At 63.8% G+C, this 22,394-nt stretch carries 26 protein-coding genes and 1 pseudogene; 14 read left to right on the top strand and 13 right to left on the bottom strand.

What is annotated here, in order from left to right; genetic code table 11:
- The first annotated feature begins 207 nt into the window (after window positions 1-207).
- Window positions 208-603, top strand: a complete 396-nt coding sequence (cycA, locus tag BcanWU425_RS06655) for a cytochrome c-550 CycA (RefSeq protein WP_018453422.1) — start codon at window positions 208-210, stop codon at window positions 601-603.
- Between the two features lie 108 nt (window positions 604-711).
- On the opposite strand, the gene BcanWU425_RS06650 is transcribed toward cycA, so the two are convergent.
- Window positions 712-1,668, bottom strand: a complete 957-nt coding sequence (locus BcanWU425_RS06650; RefSeq protein ID WP_018453421.1) for an alpha/beta fold hydrolase — start codon at window positions 1,666-1,668, stop codon at window positions 712-714.
- 325 nt (window positions 1,669-1,993) lie between these two features.
- On the opposite strand from BcanWU425_RS06650, the gene BcanWU425_RS06645 reads away from it, so the two are divergent.
- Window positions 1,994-2,176 (top strand): hypothetical protein, encoded by a 183-nt coding sequence (locus BcanWU425_RS06645; protein WP_007596968.1) that lies wholly within the window; start codon window positions 1,994-1,996, stop codon window positions 2,174-2,176.
- A gap of 12 nt (window positions 2,177-2,188) precedes the next feature.
- On the opposite strand, the gene BcanWU425_RS06640 is transcribed toward BcanWU425_RS06645, so the two are convergent.
- The 3 genes from BcanWU425_RS06640 to ykgO all read right to left on the bottom strand — a co-directional run bounded on the left by BcanWU425_RS06640 (window position 2,189) and on the right by ykgO (window position 3,455).
- Window positions 2,189-2,449 (bottom strand): hypothetical protein, encoded by a 261-nt coding sequence (locus BcanWU425_RS06640; RefSeq protein ID WP_007596971.1) that lies wholly within the window; start codon window positions 2,447-2,449, stop codon window positions 2,189-2,191.
- A 124-nt stretch (window positions 2,450-2,573) separates the two neighbouring features.
- Entirely contained in the window at window positions 2,574-3,212 is a 639-nt protein-coding gene (locus BcanWU425_RS06635) for a tetratricopeptide repeat protein (protein ID WP_026232527.1), read from the bottom strand.
- A 117-nt stretch (window positions 3,213-3,329) separates the two neighbouring features.
- Entirely contained in the window at window positions 3,330-3,455 is a 126-nt protein-coding gene (gene ykgO, locus BcanWU425_RS06630; protein WP_006611362.1) for a type B 50S ribosomal protein L36, read from the bottom strand.
- A gap of 323 nt (window positions 3,456-3,778) precedes the next feature.
- Between ykgO and BcanWU425_RS06625 the strand changes: the two genes are divergently transcribed.
- Complete coding sequence (locus BcanWU425_RS06625; RefSeq protein WP_204512407.1) at window positions 3,779-4,663, top strand: amidohydrolase family protein; 885 nt, start codon at window positions 3,779-3,781, stop codon at window positions 4,661-4,663.
- Between the two features lie 112 nt (window positions 4,664-4,775).
- On the opposite strand, the gene BcanWU425_RS06620 is transcribed toward BcanWU425_RS06625, so the two are convergent.
- The gene (locus tag BcanWU425_RS06620; protein WP_204512408.1) at window positions 4,776-5,123 is read right to left on the bottom strand and encodes a MerR family transcriptional regulator; all 348 of its coding nucleotides are present in this window, start codon (window positions 5,121-5,123) and stop codon (window positions 4,776-4,778) included.
- An 84-nt stretch (window positions 5,124-5,207) separates the two neighbouring features.
- Here BcanWU425_RS06620 and BcanWU425_RS06615 point away from each other — a divergent pair, with 84 nt between their 5' ends.
- The 4 genes from BcanWU425_RS06615 to BcanWU425_RS06600 all read left to right on the top strand — a co-directional run bounded on the left by BcanWU425_RS06615 (window position 5,208) and on the right by BcanWU425_RS06600 (window position 8,446).
- The gene (locus BcanWU425_RS06615; RefSeq protein WP_204512409.1) at window positions 5,208-6,218 is read left to right on the top strand and encodes a zinc-dependent alcohol dehydrogenase family protein; all 1,011 of its coding nucleotides are present in this window, start codon (window positions 5,208-5,210) and stop codon (window positions 6,216-6,218) included.
- 94 nt (window positions 6,219-6,312) lie between these two features.
- Window positions 6,313-7,062, top strand: coding sequence for a haloacid dehalogenase type II (locus BcanWU425_RS06610; RefSeq protein WP_204512410.1), 750 nt, complete (start codon window positions 6,313-6,315; stop codon window positions 7,060-7,062).
- A 21-nt stretch (window positions 7,063-7,083) separates the two neighbouring features.
- A complete protein-coding gene (locus BcanWU425_RS06605) occupies window positions 7,084-7,551 on the top strand; it encodes a YbaK/EbsC family protein (RefSeq protein WP_204512411.1) in 468 nt (155 codons plus the stop codon).
- Window positions 7,552-7,606: 55 nt separating this feature from the next.
- Window positions 7,607-8,446, top strand: coding sequence for an adenylate/guanylate cyclase domain-containing protein (locus BcanWU425_RS06600; RefSeq protein WP_204512412.1), 840 nt, complete (start codon window positions 7,607-7,609; stop codon window positions 8,444-8,446).
- 68 nt (window positions 8,447-8,514) lie between these two features.
- Here BcanWU425_RS06600 and BcanWU425_RS06595 read toward each other — a convergent pair whose 3' ends face one another.
- Window positions 8,515-8,871 (bottom strand): hypothetical protein, encoded by a 357-nt coding sequence (locus BcanWU425_RS06595; protein ID WP_085361258.1) that lies wholly within the window; start codon window positions 8,869-8,871, stop codon window positions 8,515-8,517.
- Between the two features lie 95 nt (window positions 8,872-8,966).
- Complete coding sequence (locus BcanWU425_RS06590) at window positions 8,967-9,950, bottom strand: tripartite tricarboxylate transporter substrate binding protein (RefSeq protein ID WP_085361257.1); 984 nt, start codon at window positions 9,948-9,950, stop codon at window positions 8,967-8,969.
- Window positions 9,951-10,104: 154 nt separating this feature from the next.
- Between BcanWU425_RS06590 and BcanWU425_RS06585 the strand changes: the two genes are divergently transcribed.
- On the top strand, window positions 10,105-10,362 hold the full coding sequence (locus BcanWU425_RS06585; protein ID WP_026232525.1) for a hypothetical protein: 258 nt from the start codon (window positions 10,105-10,107) through the stop codon (window positions 10,360-10,362).
- A gap of 129 nt (window positions 10,363-10,491) precedes the next feature.
- Here the strand turns inward: BcanWU425_RS06585 and BcanWU425_RS06580 are convergent, their stop codons facing one another.
- Window positions 10,492-11,427 (bottom strand): LysR family transcriptional regulator, encoded by a 936-nt coding sequence (locus BcanWU425_RS06580; RefSeq protein ID WP_085350126.1) that lies wholly within the window; start codon window positions 11,425-11,427, stop codon window positions 10,492-10,494.
- A 117-nt stretch (window positions 11,428-11,544) separates the two neighbouring features.
- On the opposite strand from BcanWU425_RS06580, the gene BcanWU425_RS06575 reads away from it, so the two are divergent.
- The 4 genes from BcanWU425_RS06575 to BcanWU425_RS06560 all read left to right on the top strand — a co-directional run bounded on the left by BcanWU425_RS06575 (window position 11,545) and on the right by BcanWU425_RS06560 (window position 14,026).
- The gene (locus BcanWU425_RS06575) at window positions 11,545-12,297 is read left to right on the top strand and encodes an SDR family NAD(P)-dependent oxidoreductase (RefSeq protein WP_204512413.1); all 753 of its coding nucleotides are present in this window, start codon (window positions 11,545-11,547) and stop codon (window positions 12,295-12,297) included.
- 36 nt (window positions 12,298-12,333) lie between these two features.
- Window positions 12,334-13,032, top strand: coding sequence for a pirin family protein (locus tag BcanWU425_RS06570; protein WP_018453407.1), 699 nt, complete (start codon window positions 12,334-12,336; stop codon window positions 13,030-13,032).
- A 135-nt stretch (window positions 13,033-13,167) separates the two neighbouring features.
- Complete coding sequence (gene wrbA / locus BcanWU425_RS06565; RefSeq protein WP_204512414.1) at window positions 13,168-13,767, top strand: NAD(P)H:quinone oxidoreductase; 600 nt, start codon at window positions 13,168-13,170, stop codon at window positions 13,765-13,767.
- A 31-nt stretch (window positions 13,768-13,798) separates the two neighbouring features.
- Window positions 13,799-14,026 (top strand): hypothetical protein, encoded by a 228-nt coding sequence (locus BcanWU425_RS06560; protein WP_157642889.1) that lies wholly within the window; start codon window positions 13,799-13,801, stop codon window positions 14,024-14,026.
- A gap of 3 nt (window positions 14,027-14,029) precedes the next feature.
- Here BcanWU425_RS06560 and BcanWU425_RS06555 read toward each other — a convergent pair.
- The 4 genes and pseudogenes from BcanWU425_RS06555 to BcanWU425_RS06540 form a co-directional block, all read right to left on the bottom strand.
- Window positions 14,030-14,913: pseudogene (locus BcanWU425_RS06555) on the bottom strand (protein-L-isoaspartate O-methyltransferase family protein).
- Window positions 14,914-14,987: 74 nt separating this feature from the next.
- The gene (locus tag BcanWU425_RS06550) at window positions 14,988-16,133 is read right to left on the bottom strand and encodes a GNAT family N-acetyltransferase (protein WP_204512415.1); all 1,146 of its coding nucleotides are present in this window, start codon (window positions 16,131-16,133) and stop codon (window positions 14,988-14,990) included.
- 64 nt (window positions 16,134-16,197) lie between these two features.
- Window positions 16,198-17,604, bottom strand: a complete 1,407-nt coding sequence (locus BcanWU425_RS06545) for an O-antigen ligase family protein (protein ID WP_204512416.1) — start codon at window positions 17,602-17,604, stop codon at window positions 16,198-16,200.
- Between the two features lie 41 nt (window positions 17,605-17,645).
- Window positions 17,646-18,713 carry a glycosyltransferase gene (locus tag BcanWU425_RS06540; protein ID WP_018453402.1) on the bottom strand — a complete coding sequence of 356 codons (1,068 nt, stop codon included), beginning with the start codon at window positions 18,711-18,713 and terminating at the stop codon, window positions 17,646-17,648.
- Window positions 18,714-18,959: 246 nt separating this feature from the next.
- On the opposite strand from BcanWU425_RS06540, the gene BcanWU425_RS06535 reads away from it, so the two are divergent.
- Complete coding sequence (locus BcanWU425_RS06535; protein WP_018453401.1) at window positions 18,960-19,946, top strand: glycosyltransferase; 987 nt, start codon at window positions 18,960-18,962, stop codon at window positions 19,944-19,946.
- 15 nt (window positions 19,947-19,961) lie between these two features.
- Here BcanWU425_RS06535 and BcanWU425_RS06530 read toward each other — a convergent pair whose 3' ends face one another.
- Window positions 19,962-20,990 carry a glycosyltransferase family 2 protein gene (locus tag BcanWU425_RS06530; protein ID WP_018453400.1) on the bottom strand — a complete coding sequence of 343 codons (1,029 nt, stop codon included), beginning with the start codon at window positions 20,988-20,990 and terminating at the stop codon, window positions 19,962-19,964.
- 394 nt (window positions 20,991-21,384) lie between these two features.
- On the opposite strand from BcanWU425_RS06530, the gene BcanWU425_RS06525 reads away from it, so the two are divergent.
- Window positions 21,385-22,185, top strand: a complete 801-nt coding sequence (locus BcanWU425_RS06525; RefSeq protein WP_204512417.1) for a class I SAM-dependent methyltransferase — start codon at window positions 21,385-21,387, stop codon at window positions 22,183-22,185.
- Window positions 22,186-22,394 lie beyond the last annotated feature (209 nt).

Here is a 22,394-nt window from a genome sequence, read left to right as displayed (position 1 = left end):
CACGTCCGCGGTGGTTTGGGTAGGCCGTCCGAAAGTCGGATCGACGATCCTGCGCGAGTTCGCTCTGGGACAAGTAGGAAATCGTGAAACCTGCCATGGTTTGGCGGCTTGTCCAATCCGAGCAGGCCTGCCAAAACCGGCAGGTCCGACCGTTGCCGATCAGGCATGCAACTGACCAGCCCCCAGGGAAGAGACGAAGAGCACCCGATGACAAAACTGATTTTTGGCGCATTGACCATCCTCACCGCGATTGCCACCGCACCCGCCGCGATGGCGCAGGACGTCGCGGCCGGCAAGTCGTCGTTCAACAAATGCCTGGCCTGTCACGCGATCGGCGAAGGCGCCAAGAACAAGGTCGGCCCCGAGCTCAACGGCCTCGACGGCCGCAAGTCCGGCACCGCGCCGGACTACAATTACTCCGACGCCAACAAGAATTCCGGCATCACCTGGAACGAGGCCGTGTTCAAGGAATACATCAAGGACCCCAAGGCCAAGATCCCCGGCACCAAGATGGCGTTCGCCGGCATCAAGAACGAGACCGAGATCAACAATCTCTGGGCCTACGTGTCGCAGTTCGACAAAGACGGAAAGATCAAGCAGTAAGCGCGCGAACGGCGGCCGCTGGAGCTTCGGTTCTGAACCGAAGCTCCAGCTTCTCGTTTTGACGCGTTTTCTTCACGCGAACCGGCATCCACTTCGCTCGAAAACGCTCTAATCGGCGGTCGCCTGCGCCGGGACGATTTTCCCGATCATCGTCTCGATCTCTGTCTTCACGAGATCGGGCACCGCGTTCTGCACCATGTGGCCGAGATCAGGCAGCACGATCAGCTTGGCATTCTGCACGGTGGCGGCGAACGGGCGGGCGTGAATGGCGGTCTTTACCGTCTTGTCGGGTTCGCCGGCGATGATCGTGACCGGCGCCGTTATCTCGCCGTAGCGCGGAGCTTGCGCAGCCACCGCCTGCTTCAGCGACACCAGATCATAGGCATTGGCGATGAACTCGCGCGGGCGCAGCAGCAACGGCGTCGCGGAGTCCTGCACGAAACCGTCCGGCATCGTTTGCGGCAGGAAGACGTTGCGCGCGCCGGACTCGCTCAGGAAATAGCCCAGCGGGAGGGTTATGGTGTAGGCGAGCAGCGGGCCGATTACGGGCGTTGCGATGATCTCGTTGTAGCGGCCGACGCCGCCGCGCCAAGGATGGGTGACGGGCGCGAGCATCACAAGGCCCGCGACGCGGCCGGGATGATCGAGCGCCAGCCGCGCGCCGAGCGCGCCGCTCCAGGAATGCACCACGAACACCGCGCGATCGATCCCGAGCTTGCCTAGCGCCTCATCGATCATTCGCGCCTGGACCTCCGGCGTCGAATCCTGCCGCCGCGCCCGCGTGCTCCAGCCGTGGCCGGGACGGTCGATCAGGATGACGCGATGGTTCCTGGCGAGGAGATCGCCGAGCGGCCGCCGCATTGCCTCGAGGTTGGAGCTCGCGCCGTGCAGCATCACGATCGGCAGGCCCGAATCGCGCGGGCCGATATCGACGAGGTGAAGCACGGCACCCTCGACCTCGATCATCCGGCCCTGCGGTGGAAAGGCGCGTTGCACGGCGAGGACGCCGGCCTGCGTGACCAGCGCCAGCACAACCAGCGCGGTCACGACTGACATCACGATCATGGACGGAATCCGGGCGACCCAAGGCACAGGGCAGTTACGTGGCTTGCGGCCGGCAGTTTCGCCCGGGGAGCCCCCGCGCTCCACTTGAAATGCCGGGGCTGTGGATATGTGCATAATTCAAGCGAGAAAAACGCAATGAAATCAATACCGCTCCCCGGAGCACGTAGGCTTCGAAACAGCTTCATGCACTCGTCATCGCGGCTTCCTTATAATCGCCATGGTCGGTTCCGCCATTTAGACGCAGGTGGGCGCCGATCGTGCTCGCAACCCTCAGGGATGCGGGAAGACCGGCAGGATTTATCCTGATTTGAACCGGAGAATTTCGATGAGCCTGAGATCCAAAGATACTGCGATCGACGAGATCGTGGCAAGCTGCCACGGTGACCTGCGCGGTGCCGTGCGCGCGCTGCTGCTGATCAACGAGCACCTCGAGACGGAGCTTGCAAAGGCCTACGCCGCAGCGGTCGATCGCGGACTCGCCGAGCGCGAGGGCAGCGTTTTGCACTAGATTGCTGTCGACCTAGTTCGTGCTGTCCTCGTCCTTTTCCTCGTCAGGCGTGGGTGCGGGACAGGCGCGGATGGTCGAGCGGGCAAGCTTGGCGTCGGCCTTCGATTTGTAAGGACCGTCACCGAACCAGACGTCGCCGATGATCACGGGATTGCTGGTCACGATGTTGCATTTTCCGGTGGCGCGATTGCCGACCACCCAGAACAGTCCGTCGGCGAGGCTCGCCGTGCCCGACGCCAACAGCAACGTACCTGCAAAGATCAAACGCTTCATGGCTGTGCTCCCGCCATGAAGGTAGGTCTGCGGCGGTGCCAGCCACACCCCTTGTAACGCGGCGCGTGTCATCGTGGTTAATCCCCCTGCGCCGCATTCGCTCGAGCAATGATCGACTTGTCCGCTAAATATCGCGGCCTTCGACCTTCTCGGTCAGCGCCTTGACCTGGTCGGGGATCTTCTCGAGGTGCGGATTGACGGCGAGCGCCTTGCGGTAGGCTTCGAGCGCGCGCTTTTCGTCGCCGACCTCCTGCATGATCATGCCGAGGCCTGCGAGCGCGCCGAAATGACGAGGCTCGCGGATCAACACCTCGCGAATGTCGGCGAGCGAACGGCCATAATCGTTCTGCATGTAGTAGAGCGTCGCGCGACGATTCCAGGCCTCGATGTAGTCGGGCCTGAGCTTGACGACCGAATCCAGCAGCTTGATCGCAACCTCGATCTTCTTTGCGTCGACGGCGGTCTTGGCCCGCGCCATCAAAAGCGCCGCGGTGTCGCTCGGGGTCTGGATCCAGATCGCCCAGATCCGCGCCTCGACATGCTTGGCGCTGGCTTCGTCGGGCGCAGCTTTCAGCGCGCCGAACAGGAAATCGAGATTCTTGGTGCGGTCGACCTTGGGCAGCTTGGCCGGCGCTTCCGGAAGTTTCTTCTGCTTGCCGGGCGGAGCCGGCGGATCAGCCTGCGCCAGCGCCGGAGCGAGGCCGGCGGCTCCCAGCACAAGAGCCAGACACAGGGTGCGCGCGAAGAGGAATCTCACTGCCATGGTCGAAGTCTAAACGCGCAAAGCCGCCCTTGCAAAGCAGGGGCGGCGTCAAACTCGTGTGAGACCGTGGTCTTGCGGGCGCGCGAGCGTCAGACAGGGCGAAATCAGCCGCCCAAATCAGCCCTGGCGAGCCTTGAAGCGGCGCTGCACCTTGTTGATCACATAGACCCGGCCCTTGCGGCGGACCAGGCGGTTGGCGCGATGGCGACCGCGCAGCGATTTCAGCGAGTTACGGACCTTCATGGCAGAATCCTGAACGTTCGAAAGGCCGTGTTCGGCACTACCGTTTCGGCACGCGCGAATGAGGCAAAATGAGATTTTCCCGCTGGCGGACCGACCGCCCGGGACGGGGCGGTTCTTAAGGCATGGGAGGACCGGATGTCAATGTTAACTGGCCCGATCCCACCCAGCAAATTCAGGAAAACAACCCCATGCAAAGTAGAAGCGGCCGGATCGGCCCAATCAGCATCTCGGACGAAGCCCGCCCCACAACGCCTTGTCCCACAATGCCTTGCCAAGTTCGTTATATCATATAATCAATTCGGCAACCCGTCGGGAGGAAACCCATGCCGAAGCTGAAGCTGCCGAACATCGACGACGTCGTTGCCATCGACATCCACACCCACGCCGAGGAGCCCTGCGGCACCCATCCCGACGACGGCTATGACGACTTCCAGGCGCAGATGGCGGACTATTTCAAGTCGCCGCACAAGCATCCGCCGACCGTGCCGGAGACCGCCGCCTACTATCGGTCCAAGAACATCGCCGCGGTGATCTTCCCCGTCGACGCCGAGCGCGAGACCGGCTTCCGCCGCTACAAGAATGAGGAGATGCTGGAGATCGCCTCCGACCATCTCGACGTTCTCATCCCCTTCGTCTCGATCGACCCGCACAAGGGCAAGCTCGGTGTGCGCGAGGCGCGCAAGCTGATCGAGGAATACGGGGTGCGCGGCTTCAAATTCCACCCAACCATGCAGGGCTTCTACGCCAACGACCGCATGGCCTATCCGCTCTATGAAGAGATCAACAATGGCGGCGCGATCGCGCTGTTCCACACCGGCCAGACCGGCGTCGGCTCGGGCATGCCCGGTGGCATGGGCATGCGGCTGAAATATTCCAACCCGATGTACATGGACGACGTCGCGGCCGATTTCCCCGACCTCAAGATCATTCTCGCCCATCCCTCCTTCCCCTGGCAGGAAGAGGCGCTGTCGGTCGCGACCCACAAGCCCAACGTCTACATCGACCTCTCGGGCTGGTCGCCGAAATATTTCCCGCCGATCCTGGTGCGCTACATCAACTCGATCCTGCAGGACAAGATGCTGTTCGGTTCGGACTGGCCGGTGATCACGCCCGACCGCTGGCTGTCGGACTTCGCCAAGATCGAGATCCGCGACGAGGTCCGGCCGAAGGTGCTCAAGGCCAACGCGCGAAAGCTGCTGGGGATCTAGGCGCATACTCATCAGCGCATCGAGGGTTTCGACGCTGCTATCGAAGCCCTCACGCTCCGGCCCTGAGGGCCGAAGACTTTGGCGCGGTGAATCTGATGGCTATGTTATGCGATCAGTTCACGCTTGCGAGGAAGCCGGCCAGGATTGTCCGGCTCTGGCTGAGCGTCTCGATACGTTCGTCGATCAGACCGACCTGCTGCGTGAGTATTTTTCGCAACTCGTTGCACGGCGTGAAAGCCGGATCGTTGTTCCGCACGCAAGGGAGCAACCGCTTGATGGTTTCGAGCGTCATCCCGGCGCCGCCGAGCATCTTGATGCGCCGTACGGTTTCCTCTTCGGCCTGGCCGTAGTCGCGATAGCCGGAGTTCGTCCGCAGCGGCGCGAGCAGTCCTTCGCCTTCGTAGTAGCGCAGCATTCGGACGCTGACCCCCGTCCGCCGGGAGAGTTCGCCGATCTTCATCTGAAGCCTCTTGACCCTGACAGCACTGTCAGACCCTAAAGACTTTGCTCGTCCAAGTGAATGCCACTTGTGAAGGGAGCAACGATGAAAGCCTACCATTTGAATGGCCATGCTGGTGCTGGCCGCCTTGCGTGCGTCGACGTCGGCAAACCCGAACCCTCCGATGGCGAGGTCCGCATTCGGGTCGAAGCGGCAAGTCTGAATTACCGCGACCTCCTGATCCTCGACCGTGCAGGCCAAGGCGAGATCAACGGCCGCGTGCCACTCTCCGACGGTGCGGGTGTCGTTGACGCCATCGGCGCCCGCGTCGCGCAATGGCGACTCGGAGACCGCGTCGCTGCGTCGTTCTTCCGCGATTGGATCTCGGGGCCGTTCAAGTCCAGCTATATTCCGTCATCCCTCGGTGGCAACACGATGGATGGAATGCTGGCTGAGTATGTCGTGCTGCCGGCGACCGCGCTGGTCTCAGTGCCGGCCCATCTGTCCGCGGTGGAGGCAGCGACCCTGCCCTGTGCCGGCGTCACGGCTTTCCATGGCCTCATCGCACGCGGCGGGATGCGCAAAGGCGACACGCTGCTGGTCCAGGGAACAGGCGGCGTCGCGCTGTTCGGGCTTCAATTCGCAGTGGCGCTGGGGGCGCGTGCGATCGTGATATCCTCCTCCGACGAAAAACTCGCCCGCGCCAAGGCGCTGGGCGGCTCGATTCTTATCAACTACCGCGACACGCCCGACTGGGATGTCGCGCTGATGAACGCAACGGATGGCAGAGGTGCCAGTCACATCCTCGAACTCGGCGGTCCCGGCACCTACGACCGATCGCTGCGATCGGTCGCTTCGGGTGGCAAGATCGTCCAGATCGGTGTCTTGACGGGGTTCGGTCCCAAGCCGGACCTCGCGCGCCTTCAGTGGGAGAATGCCGACATCATCGGTGTCACCGTCGGATCGGTCGAACACTTTGCCGCGATGAATCGCTTCCTGACCGAACACGCGATCCACCCGATCGTGGATCGGGTCTACGACTTCGACGACGTTCCCGAAGCGTATGCGCACCTGCGGACCGGCTCACACTTCGGCAAGATCGTGATCAGGCTTTAGAAGCGAGGGGCTCAGTTCGCGTTTCCGTGTTGGATCGATACCGCGGCGCCTTGTATAGTCCGTGGGACCGCAACGATCCCGGAGGACAGGTCAATTGAGTCTCAAAGCCGTTGTCTTCGATGCCTACGGAACGCTTTACGATATCCAGTCGGTCGCCGAGACCACCGAGGATGCGTTTCCGGGCTACGGTGAGATCATCACGCAGATCTGGCGAATCAAGCAGCTCGAATACACCTGGTTGCGCTCGCTGATGCGGCGCTACCAGGACTTTGCAGCCATCACGCGCGACTCGCTTGCCTATACGCTGCGCGTGCTCGGGCTCGCTTACGAGAATGAGGCATTCGAGCGCGTCGTCGAGAAGTACCTTCATCTCGATCTCTATCCGGATGCGACGGCGGCGCTCACGGCTCTGAAACCGCGAAAGCTCGCCATCCTCTCCAACGGCAGTCCGGACATGCTGAATGCGCTCGTGCGCAACTCCGGCCTCGACGCCCTGCTCGACGCCACGATCAGCGTCGACGCGAAGAAGATCTTCAAGCCGAGCCCGGAGGCCTATGAGCTGATCGGCGAAGTGCTCGGCACCGCGCCTGACGAGGTGCTGTTCGTCTCCTCCAATCCCTGGGATGTCGCGGGCGCGAAAGCATTCGGACTGAACGTTGCCTGGATCGAACGGGTGACGCCGGAAGCGATGGCGCTGGCTTGCGTCGAGAACGAACTCGTGGCACCGCTGACGATGTTCAAGGCGATCCGCACCCAGATGGACGAGCTCGGCTTTGCGCCGGATCATCGCATCCGGGCGCTCTCGGAGCTGCCAAGTTGCTTAGGCATCGCCGCCCAACCGTAAGTCTGGAATGAGCCGACCTGAATGACCCTGGAATCCGTTCGCGCCTTCTTCGCCGAGAAAGCCCCCGACATATCAGTTATCGAATCCCCGATCAGCTCCGCGACAGTGCCGCTGGCCGCCGAGGCTTATGGCGTCGAGCCCGGACGGATTGCCAAGACGCTGTCGTTGCGGATCGGCGAGCGCGTGATCCTGATCGTCGCGGCCGGCACTTCGCGCATGGACAACAAGAAGGTGAAGGCGGCGTTCGGCGGCAAGCCGAAAATGCTGGGACTGGAAGAGGTCGCCGAGATCACCGGCCACGAGGTCGGCGGCGTCTGCCCGTTCGGATTAAAGGCGCCGCTGCCGGTCTATTGCGACGTCTCGCTGAAAGCGTTCGACGTGGTGGTGCCGGCCGCCGGCTCGACCCACAGCGCCGTGCGCATCACGCCGGAGCGGATGGCGGAGCTGACCCGGGCTGAATGGGTCGATGTCTGCGAAGTCAGGCCGTAAGGCAGCTGGGGGATGCCTGATGCATTTGCCGGTCAGGGAGGCTAATGTACGGACCATGCCCGATGATAAGGTCAAACGGCGGCTGACCACCGTGCTATGCGCTGATGTGCACGGCTATTCTCGTCTCATGGAAGCAGACGAGGCGGGAACGCTGGAGACACTCCGCCGCTATCGCACGGCCATCGCGCGATTGGTGGAGCGCCATGACGGCCGGATCGTGAATACCTGGGGCGATGCCGTCATCGCCGAATTCGCCAGCGTCGTGGAAGCCGTGCAGTGTGCGGTCGAGATTCAGCAGGAAATTTCCAACCAGGATTCGGGCCCACCTCCCCCGATGCGGTTTCGCATCGGCATCAATCTCGGCGATGTGATGGTGGATGGTTCCGACCTCTATGGAGACGGGGTCAATATCGCGGCGCGTCTGCAAGAACTTGCCGAACCCGGTGGTATCGTGATCTCCAGCTCCGCCTATGATCAGGTGCACAACAAATTATCTGTTGGCTTCGACTGCCTCGGCCAGCGTCCAATGAAAAACATTGCTCCCGTGACCAGCTATCGTGTGACCATGAGCGGCCAAACCGCTCAAGCACGGAGCTTTCCGCCTGGCGAACGCCTGACATCTCAGACCGCAAGTGCGGGCTCGCAAACTGACGCCGCGCACCGCGACAGATCCGAGTCATCCAATTGGATGGGCTTCGTTTCAGACGGACTGGCGAAGCTGCCCCGCCCGGTTGCGGCGGCCCTCACGGTGTCGGCCTTTCTGATTCTGATCAATATTTTCACCGGCATGCACAAGATCTGGTTCCATTGGCCGGTGGCAGCTTTGCTCTTCGGCGCCATCATGCGGACGGCGCTCCGGGATCGACCTGAGTCGGACGGCAAGGGCGAGCGCTGAACGAGGCGGCACAACCGCGCTTCGCGCCCACTGCTGCGCGCGCGCGCCCCGATCATGCTTGGGCAGCACTAATCGTCGCTATCGTCATAAGGCCGCGGCTGCGCCTGCGGAGGTGGTGGCGGCACATTGTTGTATCGCGGCGCCGGCGCGGCGCGATTGCCCGGAACCTGCTGCTGCGGCGGCATCTGGTTGTTGGACTGGAACACCGCGCGACAGCCGCTGGAGAGCTGGGGCGTATTCTGCCGCAAGCAGGCCGTAATGCGGCTCACATCAGGGATCTGATCGCTGCACAGCCGCCACACATCCGGCGTGCAGGCCATCTGCTGCTCCATGGTTCCGCGATACTCTTCAGCGGATGCAGCGCCTTGCGCGACGATGCCGCCGATTGCAAGCGCCACACCCAGCGCGATCCGCTCTGTTCGCATGTCCGATTCCTTCGCGAGTCTCTCGAATTCTGTTCAATCAATGAGACGCGGAGAGGTTCTGGACCAACAAAAAATTGTGAAAACGGGCCAGGAACCTATTCGACCTTGCCGATCTTCTTCACCGCAGCAATCAGCCGCGCGCTGTCGACCGCCACGAACTCGGCAAACGCCGGCGCGTCCTGATAGGCAACGAAACTGCCCGACGTTTCGAAGGCCTTGAGCACGTCGGGGCTCGTCATCACCTGCGCCATCGCCTCGCGCAGGCGAGTCGCGATCGGCGCGGGAAGAGCACTCTGTGCAAAGAGTCCGGCCCAGATGTACATCTCGACGTCCTTGTAACCGAGCTCCTGGAAGGTCGGCACATCGGGGAAGCTTGCGACGCGCTTGGCGCCGCAATTGCCGAGCACGCGCAGCTTGCCGTCCTCCACTTGCGGCTTCAGCGTTCCCGGTGCGGCGGCGATCGCCTGCACGGTGCCGCTGAGCAGCGCGGTGAGCGCCGGTCCGGCGCCGCGAAACGGCACATGCAGCAGCTTGATGTCGGCGCTGCTCGCAAACATCTCCATCGCCACGTGCAGCGTGCCGTAAGGCCCCGATGAGCCGTAGGTGATCTGGCCGGGACGCTTCCTGGCATCCTCGACGAAATCCTGCGCGGTCTTCCATGGCGCCGAGGCGGGCACCGCGAGCAGCGTGGGATCGGCCAGCACCCGCGCGATCGGCATGAACTGCGAGAGCTCGTAGGCGACCGGACGGTCGAACAGCCGGTCGGCCTCGGGCAGCACCGCGAGAGAGGACAGCGTCATCAGCAGCGTGTAGCCGTCGGGCTCGGCGCGCGCCGCCGCGGCATTGCCGACGGATCCACCGCCACCGCCGGCGCGGTTGTCGACGATGACCGCCTTGCCGAGGATTCGCTCCAGCGCCTGTGCGACGGGGCGCGCCGCAAGATCCGCCTGGCCGCCGGCCGGAAACGGCACGATCATGGTGACGTTGCGAGAGGGATAGGCTTGCGCGAAAGCCGCGCTCGACAACACAGGCAACAACGGCAATGCGGCAGCCGCGCGCAGGACATCGCGTCGATCCATGGCAGATTTCCCCCTGTTTTCTTATTTCGCTGCCAGCCTAGCGTGACCGTCCGCAAGAACAAGCCGCGCGGCGGGATTAACGAAGCATTATCCATGTTCCGCCCGGTCAGGAACGCCCCCCTGGGCTCACCGTTGCCTCCCAGGGAGTGGAGCGATGAATAGACTTCAGACCATTGACGTGGCGCTGGACGAGATGCTGGTGAATCTCGCCGCCATCGTCTTGCGGCTTTCAAAGCCGGACGTGACGCGAACGCCGGAAGCGCGACGCGCCTTGGCGCAATCCGTGCACCAATACGCGGTCTGCGCGAAGCGTTCGCGCGATCCGCGTGTTCATGATTTGAAGTCGCAACTGGAGGAGACGTTGAAGCCGAGCTTGCGAATTGTGGTGCGCAATGGTGAGAAGGTGTCTTAGTCCAACCCGTCATTGCGAGCGCAGCGAAGCAATCCAGAATACCTCCGCGGAGACATTCTGGATTGCTTCGTCGCTTCACTCCTCGCAATGACGGAGGTCGATGAAGCCGCTCGCTCTACGACGGCTTTTCTAAGACGGCTTTGCCTTTCCGCGCACTCGCCGCTTGCACGTCCCCGGCAGCTTCGCCGCGAGAAAATCACCGAGCGCCTCGACGCGCGCGGGGCGCGGGCCGCCAGGTGGCGTCACCAGATGCACGGCGCCTTCGACCTGCTTCCAGTCCTTCAGGATCACTTCGACCTCGCCGGAGGAGATGGCGTCACCGACGATGAATTCCGGAAGGTCGGCGATGCCGAGGCCGGCGATCAGCGCCGGCATCACCGCTTCGCCGTTGTTGACGCGGAGCTGTCCGCCCGGACGTACGCTGGCCTGCTCGCCGGCCGAGTTGGTGTAGTGCCAGACGTTGGGCGTGGAGAGATAGGCGTAGCTGAAGCATTTGTGCTCGGCCAGATGCATCGGATGCGTTGGCCGCCCGTGTTGCTCGAGATATGACGGCGCGGCCACCGTGAAACGCGGCATGGTGAAGAGCCGGCGGGCGATCAGCGAGGAATCCGGCAGCCGCGCGATCCGCACCGCCATGTCAAAGCCCTCGCCAATCAAATCGATGGTCGCATCGCTCAAGTGCAGATCGACCGAGACCTCCGGATACGCCTCGAAGAACTCCGGCAGCAGCGGCGCCACCGCCTTGATCCCGAATGTCATGGGCACGGCGAGCCGCACTAGGCCGCGCGGTGCGACCGATTGCGCCAGCGCCTCGTTCTCCGCCGCCTCGCCGTCGGACAGCAGGCGCGTCGCACGCTCGGCGAGCTTATGCCCGGCATCGGTCAGCGCGAGCCGGCGTGAGGTGCGGTTGAACAGCCGGGCGCCGAGCCGCTCTTCGAGGCGCGTGACCGCCTTGGACACCGTCGCCTTGGACATCGCGAGCTCACCAGCGGCCCCCGCAAACGACCGTAATTCCACGACTTTTGCGAAAATCGCGAGCGCCTCGAAATCGGGGAGTTTGGCCATGAAAGCGGATCCAATTGGGATGTTTAAGGAAACAATGTGTTTCGACAGTTTCTATTTCTATACCACAAACAGAGGCTTATCCAAGGGTCATCAGAAATTCAGGAATGGAGAAATCCAATGACCAAGAAGCTCTCAGGCAAGGTTGCCCTCGTCACTGGTGGCTCGCGCGGTATCGGCGCGGCCTCTGCTCGCGCCCTCGCCGATGAAGGCGCGGATGTCGCGATCAGCTACGTTGCCTCTCCCGAAAAGGCGGAATCCGTCGTCACCGAGTTGAAGGCCCGAGGCGTCAATGCCCGCGCCTTCAAGGCGGACCAGGCCTCGGCCAAGGACGTGACGCAGCTCGTCAACGACGTCGCGAAGGAGTTCGGCCATCTCGACATCCTCGTCAACAATGCCGGCGTCGCGAGCGGCGGTGCGATCGATGACGCCAATGCCGACACCGAAGCGCTCGCCCGCCAGGATGCCATCAACGTGCATGGCGTGATCGCTGCGATCCGCGCCGCTTCGCAATTGATGGGCGAAGGCGGCCGCATCGTCACCGTCGGCTCGATGCTCGCCGATCGCGCCTCGTTCCCGGGTCTTGCGGACTACGTCGCCACCAAGGCCGCCGTGGTCGGTTACACCAAGGGCGCAGCGCGCGACCTCGGCCCACGCGGCATCACCGTGAATGTGGTGCAGCCCGGCTCGATCGACACTGACATGAACCCGAAGGACGGCGGCGAGTTCGCCGAGACCCAGCGCAAGCAGCACGCGTTGCAGCGCTTCGGCCGCCCCGAGGAAGTCGCGGCTGGCGTCGTGTTCCTCGCAAGTCCGGAAGCCTCCTTCGTCACCGGCACGGTGCTCAATGTCGACGGCGGTTTTGGCGCCTGATCAAGGCGCCATCCGCCAAAACAAGGAATTACGCAGATGATCGAACTCAGACCCTTCGCAAAGCTCGGCGGCGCCGATCACGGCTGGCTCAATGCCAAGCATCATTTCTCCTTCGCAAGCCATTACGACCCCGACAACATGGGTCACGGCGCCTTGCGGGTCTGGAACGACGACGAGATCGCGCCGAACACCGGCTTTCCCGCCCATCCCCACGCCAACATGGAAATCATCACCTATGTGCGCGAGGGCGCGATCACCCATCAGGACAGCCTCGGCAACGAAGGCCGCACCGAAGCGGGCGACGTGCAGGTGATGAGCGCCGGCAGCGGCATCCGCCACTCCGAGTACAATCTCGAGTCGACCAAGACACGCATCTTCCAGATCTGGATCGAGCCGACCGCGCGCGGCGGGCAGCCGACCTGGGGCTCGAAGCCGTTTCCGAAAGGAGACCGCTCGGGCAAGCTCGTCACCATCGCGAGCGGCTTCGAGCATGACACGGACGCGCTGCCGATCCGCGCCGATGCGCGGGTGCTCGCCACCACGCTGAAGGCCGGTGAGAGCGCCGAGTACGTGCCGCACAAGTCGCGGCACCTTTATCTGGTGCCCGCGGCGGGGTCAGTCCAAATTAACGGCGTGCGCGTCAACGCCCGCGACGGCGCCGCGATCCGCGACGAGGACAGGCTGAAAATCACGGCACTCGAAGATTCCGAGATCGTGCTCGTCGACGCGGCGTAACGGCTCTCTCTGTCATGGCCGGGCTTGTCCCGGCCATCCACGCCCCGCGACGAGCGAACAAGAACGTGGATGCCCGGGACGAGCCCGGGCATGACGACCCAAAAAAAGCACTCACTCAATCCCATCGGAGACATCATGACCAAAGTTCTCGTCCTGTATTATTCCGCCTATGGCCACATCGAAACGATTGCCAATGCCGTTGCCGAAGGCGCGCGCGAAGCCGGTGCCACCGTCGACATCAAGCGCGTACCCGAGCTGGTGCCGGCCGAGGTCGCCAAGGCGTCCTATTACAAGCTCGACCAGGCCGCCCCCGTCGCCACGATCGACGACCTCGCCAATTACGACGCGATCATTGTCGGCACCGGCACCCGCTTCGGCCGCATGGCCTCGCAGATGGCGAACTTCCTCGACCAGGCCGGCGGTCTCTGGGCCAAGGGCGCGCTGCACGGCAAAGTCGGCGGCGCCTTCACGGCGACCGCGACCCAGCATGGTGGTCAGGAGACGACGCTGTTCTCGATCATCACCAACCTGTTGCATTTCGGCATGGTCGTGGTCGGCCTGAATTACGGCTTTGCCGGCCAGATGAAGCTCGACGAGGTCACCGGCGGCGCGCCTTACGGCGCCACCACGATCACCGGAGGCGACGGCAGCCGGCAGCCCAGCGCCAACGAGCTCGCCGGCGCACGCTATCAGGGCCGCCAGATCGCGGAGACAGCCCGGAAGCTGCACGGCTGAGCGCGGTTAAGCTTTACGTCCGAACCACTGCATGGCAGGTGCGATCTGGGCGGCATTCTCTTCTGGAGATGCCGCCCCATCTCTGTGGCCAGGATATTTCACCAAAAGCGATACGAATGGCTTTCGAACTCTTGTTGATCGCGCAGATGATCCGCAGGCCCGCTCAGGCGCTGGCGCGGCGCTGGTATTGCCGGAGCCTGTTCAAGGCCTCACGCGGCCGCTTTCACTGTGCCGGCTGCGCGAAGTCATGATGCTCTAGCCACTAGGCCTGCGTGATGTCCGCGTTGGGCTTAATGGGCGCAGTCGCGACAGGCGCCGGCGCTGTCGACAGCCACCAGCCCTCACCGGCGAACCAGCAGGTCTCGTCGGGAGCGCCCTCTCTCCGCAACGACTGCACGCCCTCCCACCCCCTTGCGAACGCCTCGGCCAGTCGCCGGGCGGCATCCGCGTTCTGCAATCCCGCGCAGCCGATGAATTGGGCACGCCCGAGGAATTTGGCGGGCCAGACCGCCCCCTCGTCGGGGCGCGTGATCATCAACATGCCGCCGATCATGCCTTCGGGCGCGAGTGGAAACACCAGCCGCCCACCGGGCAGCAAGGCATCGAGCCATTCGGTGGCCGGCTGCGCCGCACCCGCGCAGACATAGATCACGTCGGCTTTGGGAAGATCGGACGCGATGCCCGATCGATCCCGCACGTCCGTATGGGCGATGTCCTTCAGATTCTCGCGCGCGAGGCCTGCCAGACGTTCGTCGATCTCGTAGGCATGGACGCGGCCGCCGGGGCCGACGAGATGCGCGAGGATTGCGGTGTAATAGCCGCTCCCCGCGCCGATCTGGATCACAGTCTCGCCTTCCTTCACCGCGCAACCGCTGAGCCAATAGGCGTGCGCGCCGGGCATCCCGATATTGAGACCCGCGCGCTGTCGAGCGCGAGCAGCGTGTTCTGATAGAGGAAAGCGGGATCATCATCGGGTGTGACAACATAGGGGTGGCCGCCAACCGAGATCGACCACGGCCCGGGTCCGGCGAACGTCTCGCGCCTGACGGTGCGAAACGCTTCTTCGATACGGGGGTCCGCGGCCCTCGCCGCGGCGCTGATCAACTGTGCATAGAATGCGCGATATTTTGCCGAACTATCTTCCATGTCGCCTCCGGAAACAGGCGACGATAACACAACGATTGCGATAATCGAGTGACCCTACAATCCAGGGCGGCGCGTCAGCGCGTCCTCTTGCCCATCGCCTGCGCCGCAAAGGCGGCAAGCCTGGGGTGACGACGCAGGCCCTGCGCGGCGTGGTCGCGCCACGCGAAGGGCATGCCGCGCCAGGACAGCGCGACGCTGACATCCGTCAGCGGCACCGGCTCGGCGCCGAAGCGGCGCTTGTAGTCCTGGTTGCCGATGCTGAGGTCGAAACGGCGCACGCCTTCCGCATGCAGCGCCGCCATAGTGCGCTCGGTCACGAGCAGCCCCGGCGAGCAGTTCGACCAGGAATCGCCGGTGTGGCTGATGCGCAGCAGGAAATAGGTCTCACCGAACCTGACGCCGAGCGCGGTGGCGACAATGGCCTCGTCGCAAACCAGCGCCGAGATGACGGCATAACCGTTCGCGACGCCCCGACGCGCGACCTCGCGATAAAACTGCGCATGGGTTTCGTCGTTGAGGACGAAGCGCGAGCCGAGCTTTCGCATGCGCGCCTGCTGCTGGGCATCCATCACGTCCAGCAGCTCGCGCGCACGCGCGACATCGGTGGCGATCTCGAATCGCGCGCCGGCGTGACGGTTGAAGACGCGCCAGCAGCGTGGCATCTGCATGCGCTTGATCGAGGCCTGGTAATCTTCATAGTCGTCGCCGGTCAGCACGAGGTTGCCGTTGAGCGAGCAGGATCCGATCCGGCCGAGCGACACCAGCGGGTTCGGGCTTCCGCCGATCTGGGCTGGCATCTTCTTCAGGCGCAGCAGATCGAAGCGGTCCGGCAATGCGCGCAATGCGCCGATCAGCGCCTTGCCGATCGCATCCATCGCCGCCGCGTCCAATGCGGCATCAAGCGCAAGGATCGGCGCGTTGTTGTCGCAGACGCCGAAATCGGCGAATTCGACGATGCGGATGCCGCGCCTGAGGTGGCTGATCATCGGCACCATTGCGATGTCCCTGCCGGTCGTGGCATCGGAGATCAATGCAATCAGCGGCGAGAGATCGTGGAACGCCTCGTACCAGGCGCCGAGCCAGTAGCCATGCTGGAATGCAGTGCGATGGCCTGCGTTCAGGCGCGATGCGGCCAGCGGCCACTCACGCACGAAATCGACCGCGATTCCCGACGTGCTGGACACAAGACCATCTGGTTGCTCGACGCTGAGGATCGTCATCCGCGGGACATACGATTACTGGTGTTTCCAGATAGATTATGTTTTGTCGCCGCCACAAGTGAGCTCACGGCTTATCGTTAAGCTGATGCCACTGCACCTGCATCGGCTGCGACAAGTCGTCGGGGTCCGGTTCCATTTCCGCGACGCATTGGAACCTGGCCAGGAAGTGCAGGCCGGCCACGGCAACAGTGAACATGAACCAGATCGGATTTTGCCGTTCGAGCAGGAAGGTCTCGGTGGCTCCGTAGTACAGGCCGAACAGCCATACGGTCAGGAACAGCTTTGCCAAGGCACCGCTGCGGTTGTGAGTTCGGGCCGTCTGGAAATTGCCGAGCGGCGCGAGCACGAAGACGAGGATCACCAGCAACAGCCCCGGCAGGCCGATGGTGACCGCGAGGTCGAGATAGCTGTTGTGGCTGTGCGCCGCGCTCGTCGCCCATTCGGCGCCCTGGGCGGTCTGCCGCGCGGCCACGTCGTCCCAGAACGCGGCGTAGCCGTGACCGATGATCGGCTTCTCCGCGACAGCTGCGAGCGCGAACTCCCAGATGGCGGAACGGCCGGTGAAGGTGGGATCGAGCGGAAGCAGCCGCGTCATCGCTCCGAGCGCCGGGCTCATGACGCTGCCGACCGTCAGCAGGTTCATCACGATCAGCGGCACGAAGCAGATGATCCGCTTCAGCCACAGGCCCGGCGTCACGCAGACCAGCGAGGCGAGCGCATAAGTCGCAAGGCACAGTACCGACGACGTCTTGCCGCCGGTGAAGATCAGGAAGATTCCAGCCAGCGCGGCGATGGCCGGCCCCATCAAGAACGAACCAATGGCAGACAGGTAAATGCCGACATAAATCAGGATGGTCATCACCGGCGAAGCGATGTTCTTGTGACCAAAGCTGCCGCGCCAGTCGCCGGCCAACTGCGGCTCGGTGACGTCGAGTGCGGTGTGGATCGAGTATTGCGGCGCCACGAAGACGCCGAGATAGCAGAGCGCAAGCAGTACGAGGGCGGCGCCGCCGAGGCACAGGTTGAAGCTGCGCTGCGTCGGCGGCAGCAACGGCAACAGCACCGCGAGCGACATCACGCTGGCTGCGAGCATGAAGCGCTGCATCGAGACTCCGCGATTCTCGGAGAAGACGATGCTGATCAACAGCCAGCCGACCAGGCAGAGATGCAGCGGCGTCACCAGCGTCTTCAGCGCGGGCGCATCCGTTGCGGCGACCAACAGGACTGCGAGCGCGGCCAGCAGGCCCCAGGCGACATAAGTGAGCGCCATTCGTCCGCCGACGACGGTGGTGACATCCTCGCTGCGCAGGTCGGGAAACGGATCGAGCGTCACCAGCACGAGGAGCAGCGCTGCGACTGCGACGAGGCAGCGCGCCGCCCGCACGGCGTCGACCCCTGCAAGCCCACCGCGCAGGACGCCGCCGAACGATCGGGCCTCGACGTCGGTCATGTCAGTGGCGCTGCGATCCATGGCTCAAGGCTGGTGGTGAAGCCCGGGGGAAGCTCGAAGTCTTAGCCGATCCCTGTTAAGCATCCGTCAACCAGTCCAGCGGGGCGCTGCGGCACCGCCTGCTGCCGCACGATGCTCCGCGCGATCTCGTAATATTGAAGCGCGCGCTGTTCCAGCGTCAGGTTGTCCAGCACGAAACCGCGGGGATCGAACGTATCGGCGGCGCACCCGGCCCAGAAATCATCCCAGCCCGCCTCAAACCCGGCGATGTCGACGAACTTGGCGCCGCAACGATCGTCCCAGTACGGCACCGACGACACCGGCGCGAATTGGACCCGATGCGGATAGTAGTCGGGGTCTCGCCACGGCCCGCCTGGATCCCAGGCCAGCACCGGCACGCCGCAAGACAATGCCTGCTGATAGGCGATGCCCTGGCTCTCGTTCTGGCAGAGGAAGATCATCGCACGCGATTGCGCGAGCGCGGCCCGATAGTCTTCTTCCTTGTAGCTGCCGTAACGCAGCTCGGCGAACGAGCGGCCTTCCCTCGTGAGCCGGGCGCGGACGGGTTCGATCAGCTCCGCCGCGTAGCGATCGCGGTCCCAGTGCACCTTGTCGTAGATCAGGACGTCGACGCTCTTCTGCGACGTCGCCGGCGGTGCCCAGAGATCCGTGTCGATGCCGATCGGCCAGGCCTCCGTGTCGGGCCAATGCGGCCGATACATGTCGGCGTACCACGGGCCGGGCACCACGACCTTCTTCACCGGCAGGCGCTTGAACAGGTCGGGATCGTCGAGCGGATGATTGTGGGCGGCGACGCCGAGCAGGATCGGATTTTTCCAGGCGAACTTGTCGAGCAAGAAGGTGCGGCCGATGATGCAGGCGAGTTCGCCCGGATGTCGCGCGATGTAGCCATAGTCGTTGACGCGATAGCGGATACCGAGCCGATCGAGCCCCGCACAGAGATTGAGGAACACGCGCAGCTGCCCGCTCATGCGCGGCTCGCCAAGCAGCATGCGACGCGCCATGCGCCGCAGATGCCGGTCGCCGGGAAACCAGCGATCGTCCTTGTCCTCGTAGAACAGGTTGAGGACCATATCGTCGGGATCGTAGTCGAATGTCTTTGCGGGCACTGGTGTCCATCCGCGGCGGCCTGATGCGCATTCTCGCATGGGACCGGCTGTCGCACTCTTCCTAATTTGCCACAGGCTTAATGCCGGCGGCTTAACGCTAATTGACGAAACCAACGCTGCGGCAGCCTTCGTGGCGACGCTTTTTTCCCGATGCGAGTATCATCGAGGGCGGCCAGGGTTGCGATCGATCGCATTGCCAAGCGCAGATGCGCCCTGGTTAACAGACCGTTAAAGGCGAGCCGTATCTTGATCACCGCGGAAGACATTCTCGAATTGCCTGCCACATCGCGCGTCGTTCCAGCGGCGCGCGTCCCGCTGCAGGTCGGCTCAACCACGTCGGTGTCCGTCGTCATTCCGGCCAAGAATGTTGCGGCTTATGTCGGCGAAACCCTCGCCAGCGCACTGGCACAAACCGAGGTCACCGAAGTGATCGTCGTGGACGACGGCTCGACCGACGACACCCCCGCCATCGTCCGCGCCATTCGTGACCCTCGACTGCGCCTGATGACCAACGGCGCCGCCGGCGTATCGGCAGCGCGCAATCTCGGCGCGCAGCATGCGAACGGCCAATGGCTGCTCTTCCTCGATGCCGACGATCGCCTGCGGCCCGGCGCGGTCGCGGCGCTGCTGGCGGCTGCGCGTGGCGCGCCGCGAGCGGTTCTGGTCTACGGCGACTACAATACGATCGACAGCGAGGGACGGCAGATCGGCCGTCGGGATCTGCTCAAGGGCCGCCGCAAACCGTCCGGCGACGTGCTGGCGCGGCTCGCCGCCGGCAACTTCATCGTCAATGGCGGCATTGCGCTCGCACGTGCAGAGGCCTTCCGCGCCATCGGCGGGTTCGACGTCTCGCTCAGATATTGCGAGGACTGGCACTGCTGGTGCCGCCTTGCCGCGATCGGCGAATTCGAATTTGCGCCGAACCTTCTGCTCGACTACCGCCTTCACACGGCCAACACCATGAACGCGGCGGTGCGGACGCCACAGGATTTCTTTCCGGCGATCGCGCGGGTGTTCGACGACGGGCTGATCATGGCGCGATTGCCCGCGGGCATGGCGGCCGGGCTGCGCCAGGCCGCCGAGGTTCATCTCGTCACGTATTCGGCAATGCAAGCGGTCCGCTTCGGTAGATATCGCCAGGCCTTCGCCTATCTCGGGATAGTCGGGCGCCGCTCGCTCAAATCGCTGCCGCGTTCCGCGGTCAGGGTCGCCCTCGCCTGCTTCGGTATTTAGCCCGCCGCCTCGGCGTCAGGACACGATCTTCGAGGCCTCATAGGGCTTCGGCTCGATGCCGAACGCGGCGAGCGCCGAGCCGAGCGCGACCATCACGGGATGCATCGCGACGACGGCTTTCGACGATTTCAGCAGAGCGGCCGCGCGCAACAGCGACAGCGGCAACCTCCCGAGCATCTGCGCAAACACCCACACTCGCGCCGCAGCGCCCTGCGCGGCCTTGGACTGCACACGATAATTGATCGCGCCGATGCGCAGGCCTCGCTTCACGATCCAGCCGAAACTGGTGCGGCTTTGCGGCACGGTCTCGGTGATGACTGCTTCCGCCGTCCAGTGGAAGGTCATGCCGGCGTCGCGGCAGCGCACGAAGAAATCGCAGTCGCCGCCCCCGAGGAAGTTGAAGCGCGGGTCGAAGGCGGGACGGGCAAAGCTCTCGAACGCCGCACGCGTGATCAGGCAATTGCCGCAGCCGTAGATCAAGGGCACAGCGCCGCTGTAATCATAGGCGGGACAGAAAACGGGGTGGCGCGAAAGCCAGGGCATGCGGTGGTCCTCGAAGACCGGCAGCACCGGCCCGCCGACCACATCGGCGCCGGTCGCCTCCGCGGTGCGGACCATCAGCTCGAGCCAATCGGGCGAGGCAATCTCGTCGTCGTCGATCATCAGGAACCGGGTCGCGGCGGGAAACAGCGCCAGCGCCGTCTCGAAGGCGGCGTTGATCGCCTGGACGTTGCCTTGCCGTTTCTCGACCAGGCAGACACCCTGAAGTCTGCCATCGGCGAGATACTCCGCGGCCACCGGCGCGCTTTCGCGCCGGACCGCATCGTTCTCGGCCATGACGACGGCGAAAGAGCGCGGGGTGCGCTGGCTGGCGAGCGAGTCCAGTGTCAACCGCAGATGCTGCGGGCGGCGGAAGCAGGGGATGCAGACGACGATACCAACCGACAGGTCGATGATCCGGGAGCTGGCCGCGATCTCCCGGTTGGGATCGCGCACGGCATGCGAGATACGCGTGGCGGACAGGTCTGTCGGGATCAATGTCATGACGTTCTAGATGTCCGAGATAGATTGAAAAAGCCCTGCTTCGATCCCGGGATCAGCGCCGTCCCGCGACGGCACATCGCCCCGGGACGGATGCGTCCCAAAATGAACGGCCGGTTTGAGCCTGACGACGGCGCCAAGGCCGCCGATGTTCCGCCATCCATGCACTTAACCGCTTTCGGGTGTTTCTGCCGCGAAACCTTGCGCGCGTGATACTGCAATTCGCGGTCCACCGTGCCGACGGCGGCTGACGCGGACGATGCCGTAGTTAACGCACATGCTCATTAACCTGATCGTAAGCACCGCGGCGGGTGAAGCGTCGCGGCATCGGATTTGCTCTACGGGCACACGAGATTTTTCCTGTAAATTTAAGTCGAACAAGCGCGGTCCGAAAAAAATGAACAAGCCAGCCACGATCGATTTCGCGACAGCCACGGCGGTCCAAATTCCCGCGGCCATTGCACACACTCAGGCGCTGCACGATCTCGTCCCCGGTGAAGCCCGCGACAGCCTGCTCGCCGTTCACGACGTACTGCGCCGCGAACTGCCACGGGGCCAGCTCGCCACCTACGAAGCCGGAGGCGGCTCGTGCAGCGTCCTGCCACCGGAATTGCTGAACCGCAGCAAGGTCACCGTCGTCGACATCGACGAGGACCAGGTTCGCAACAACAGCTACGCGGACGAAGCGATCCTCGGCGACGTCCAGACCTACCGCTTCGGGCGCGAGACCTTCGATCTGGTGATCTGCTACAACGTGATCGAACATCTTCCCAAGGTCGACGCCGCACTCTTGAATTTCCGCGATGCGCTCAAGCGCGGCGGGATGATTCTGATCGGCGCGCCCAATCCGCGCTCATTGTCCGGGGTCGTCACCAAATACTCGCCGCACTGGTTCCACGTCTGGTTCTACCGGCACATTCGAGGCATCAAGGATGCCGGCCTGCCGGGCGAGCCGCCGTTCCCGACCTTCTTCCATCCCCTGGTGTCGCTGCCGAGGCTCGAAGCGTTCGCCGCCGCCAATGGCCTCGAGATGATCTACCGCCGTGAGGTCGAGAGCCCGCGCTATCCCGAGATGCGCCGGCGCAAGCCGCTGTTCGCAGCCCTGGTCGACGCCGGCGCCGCCGTTCTCAACGCCGTGCTCCCGCGCGGGACCGACGTCCGCCGCGGCGATTATCACGTCATCCTGCGGAAAAGCTGACGGCCATGGTGCGCGCGCGGCCGATCGCAAGACCAGCGAAGCCTCGCGGCCACGCCGCACGGGGTAACGAACCGTTAATCTCTGAAGGACCGCGCCATCGCACGCGTCACGACGACGCGTCGAAGAGAGGCACGCGCTTAAACGCTTTGTTTGCCATTTCGGTGAATAGTCCCTCAATGAGTATGGTTAATTTTCCCTGTTGCGTTGAG

The organism is Bradyrhizobium sp. WU425, assembly GCF_021052305.1.
GTDB lineage: Bacteria > Pseudomonadota > Alphaproteobacteria > Rhizobiales > Xanthobacteraceae > Bradyrhizobium > Bradyrhizobium canariense_D.
The sequence above is the reverse complement of the archived record's forward strand: the minus strand, read 5'-3'. Positions and strand labels throughout refer to the sequence as shown.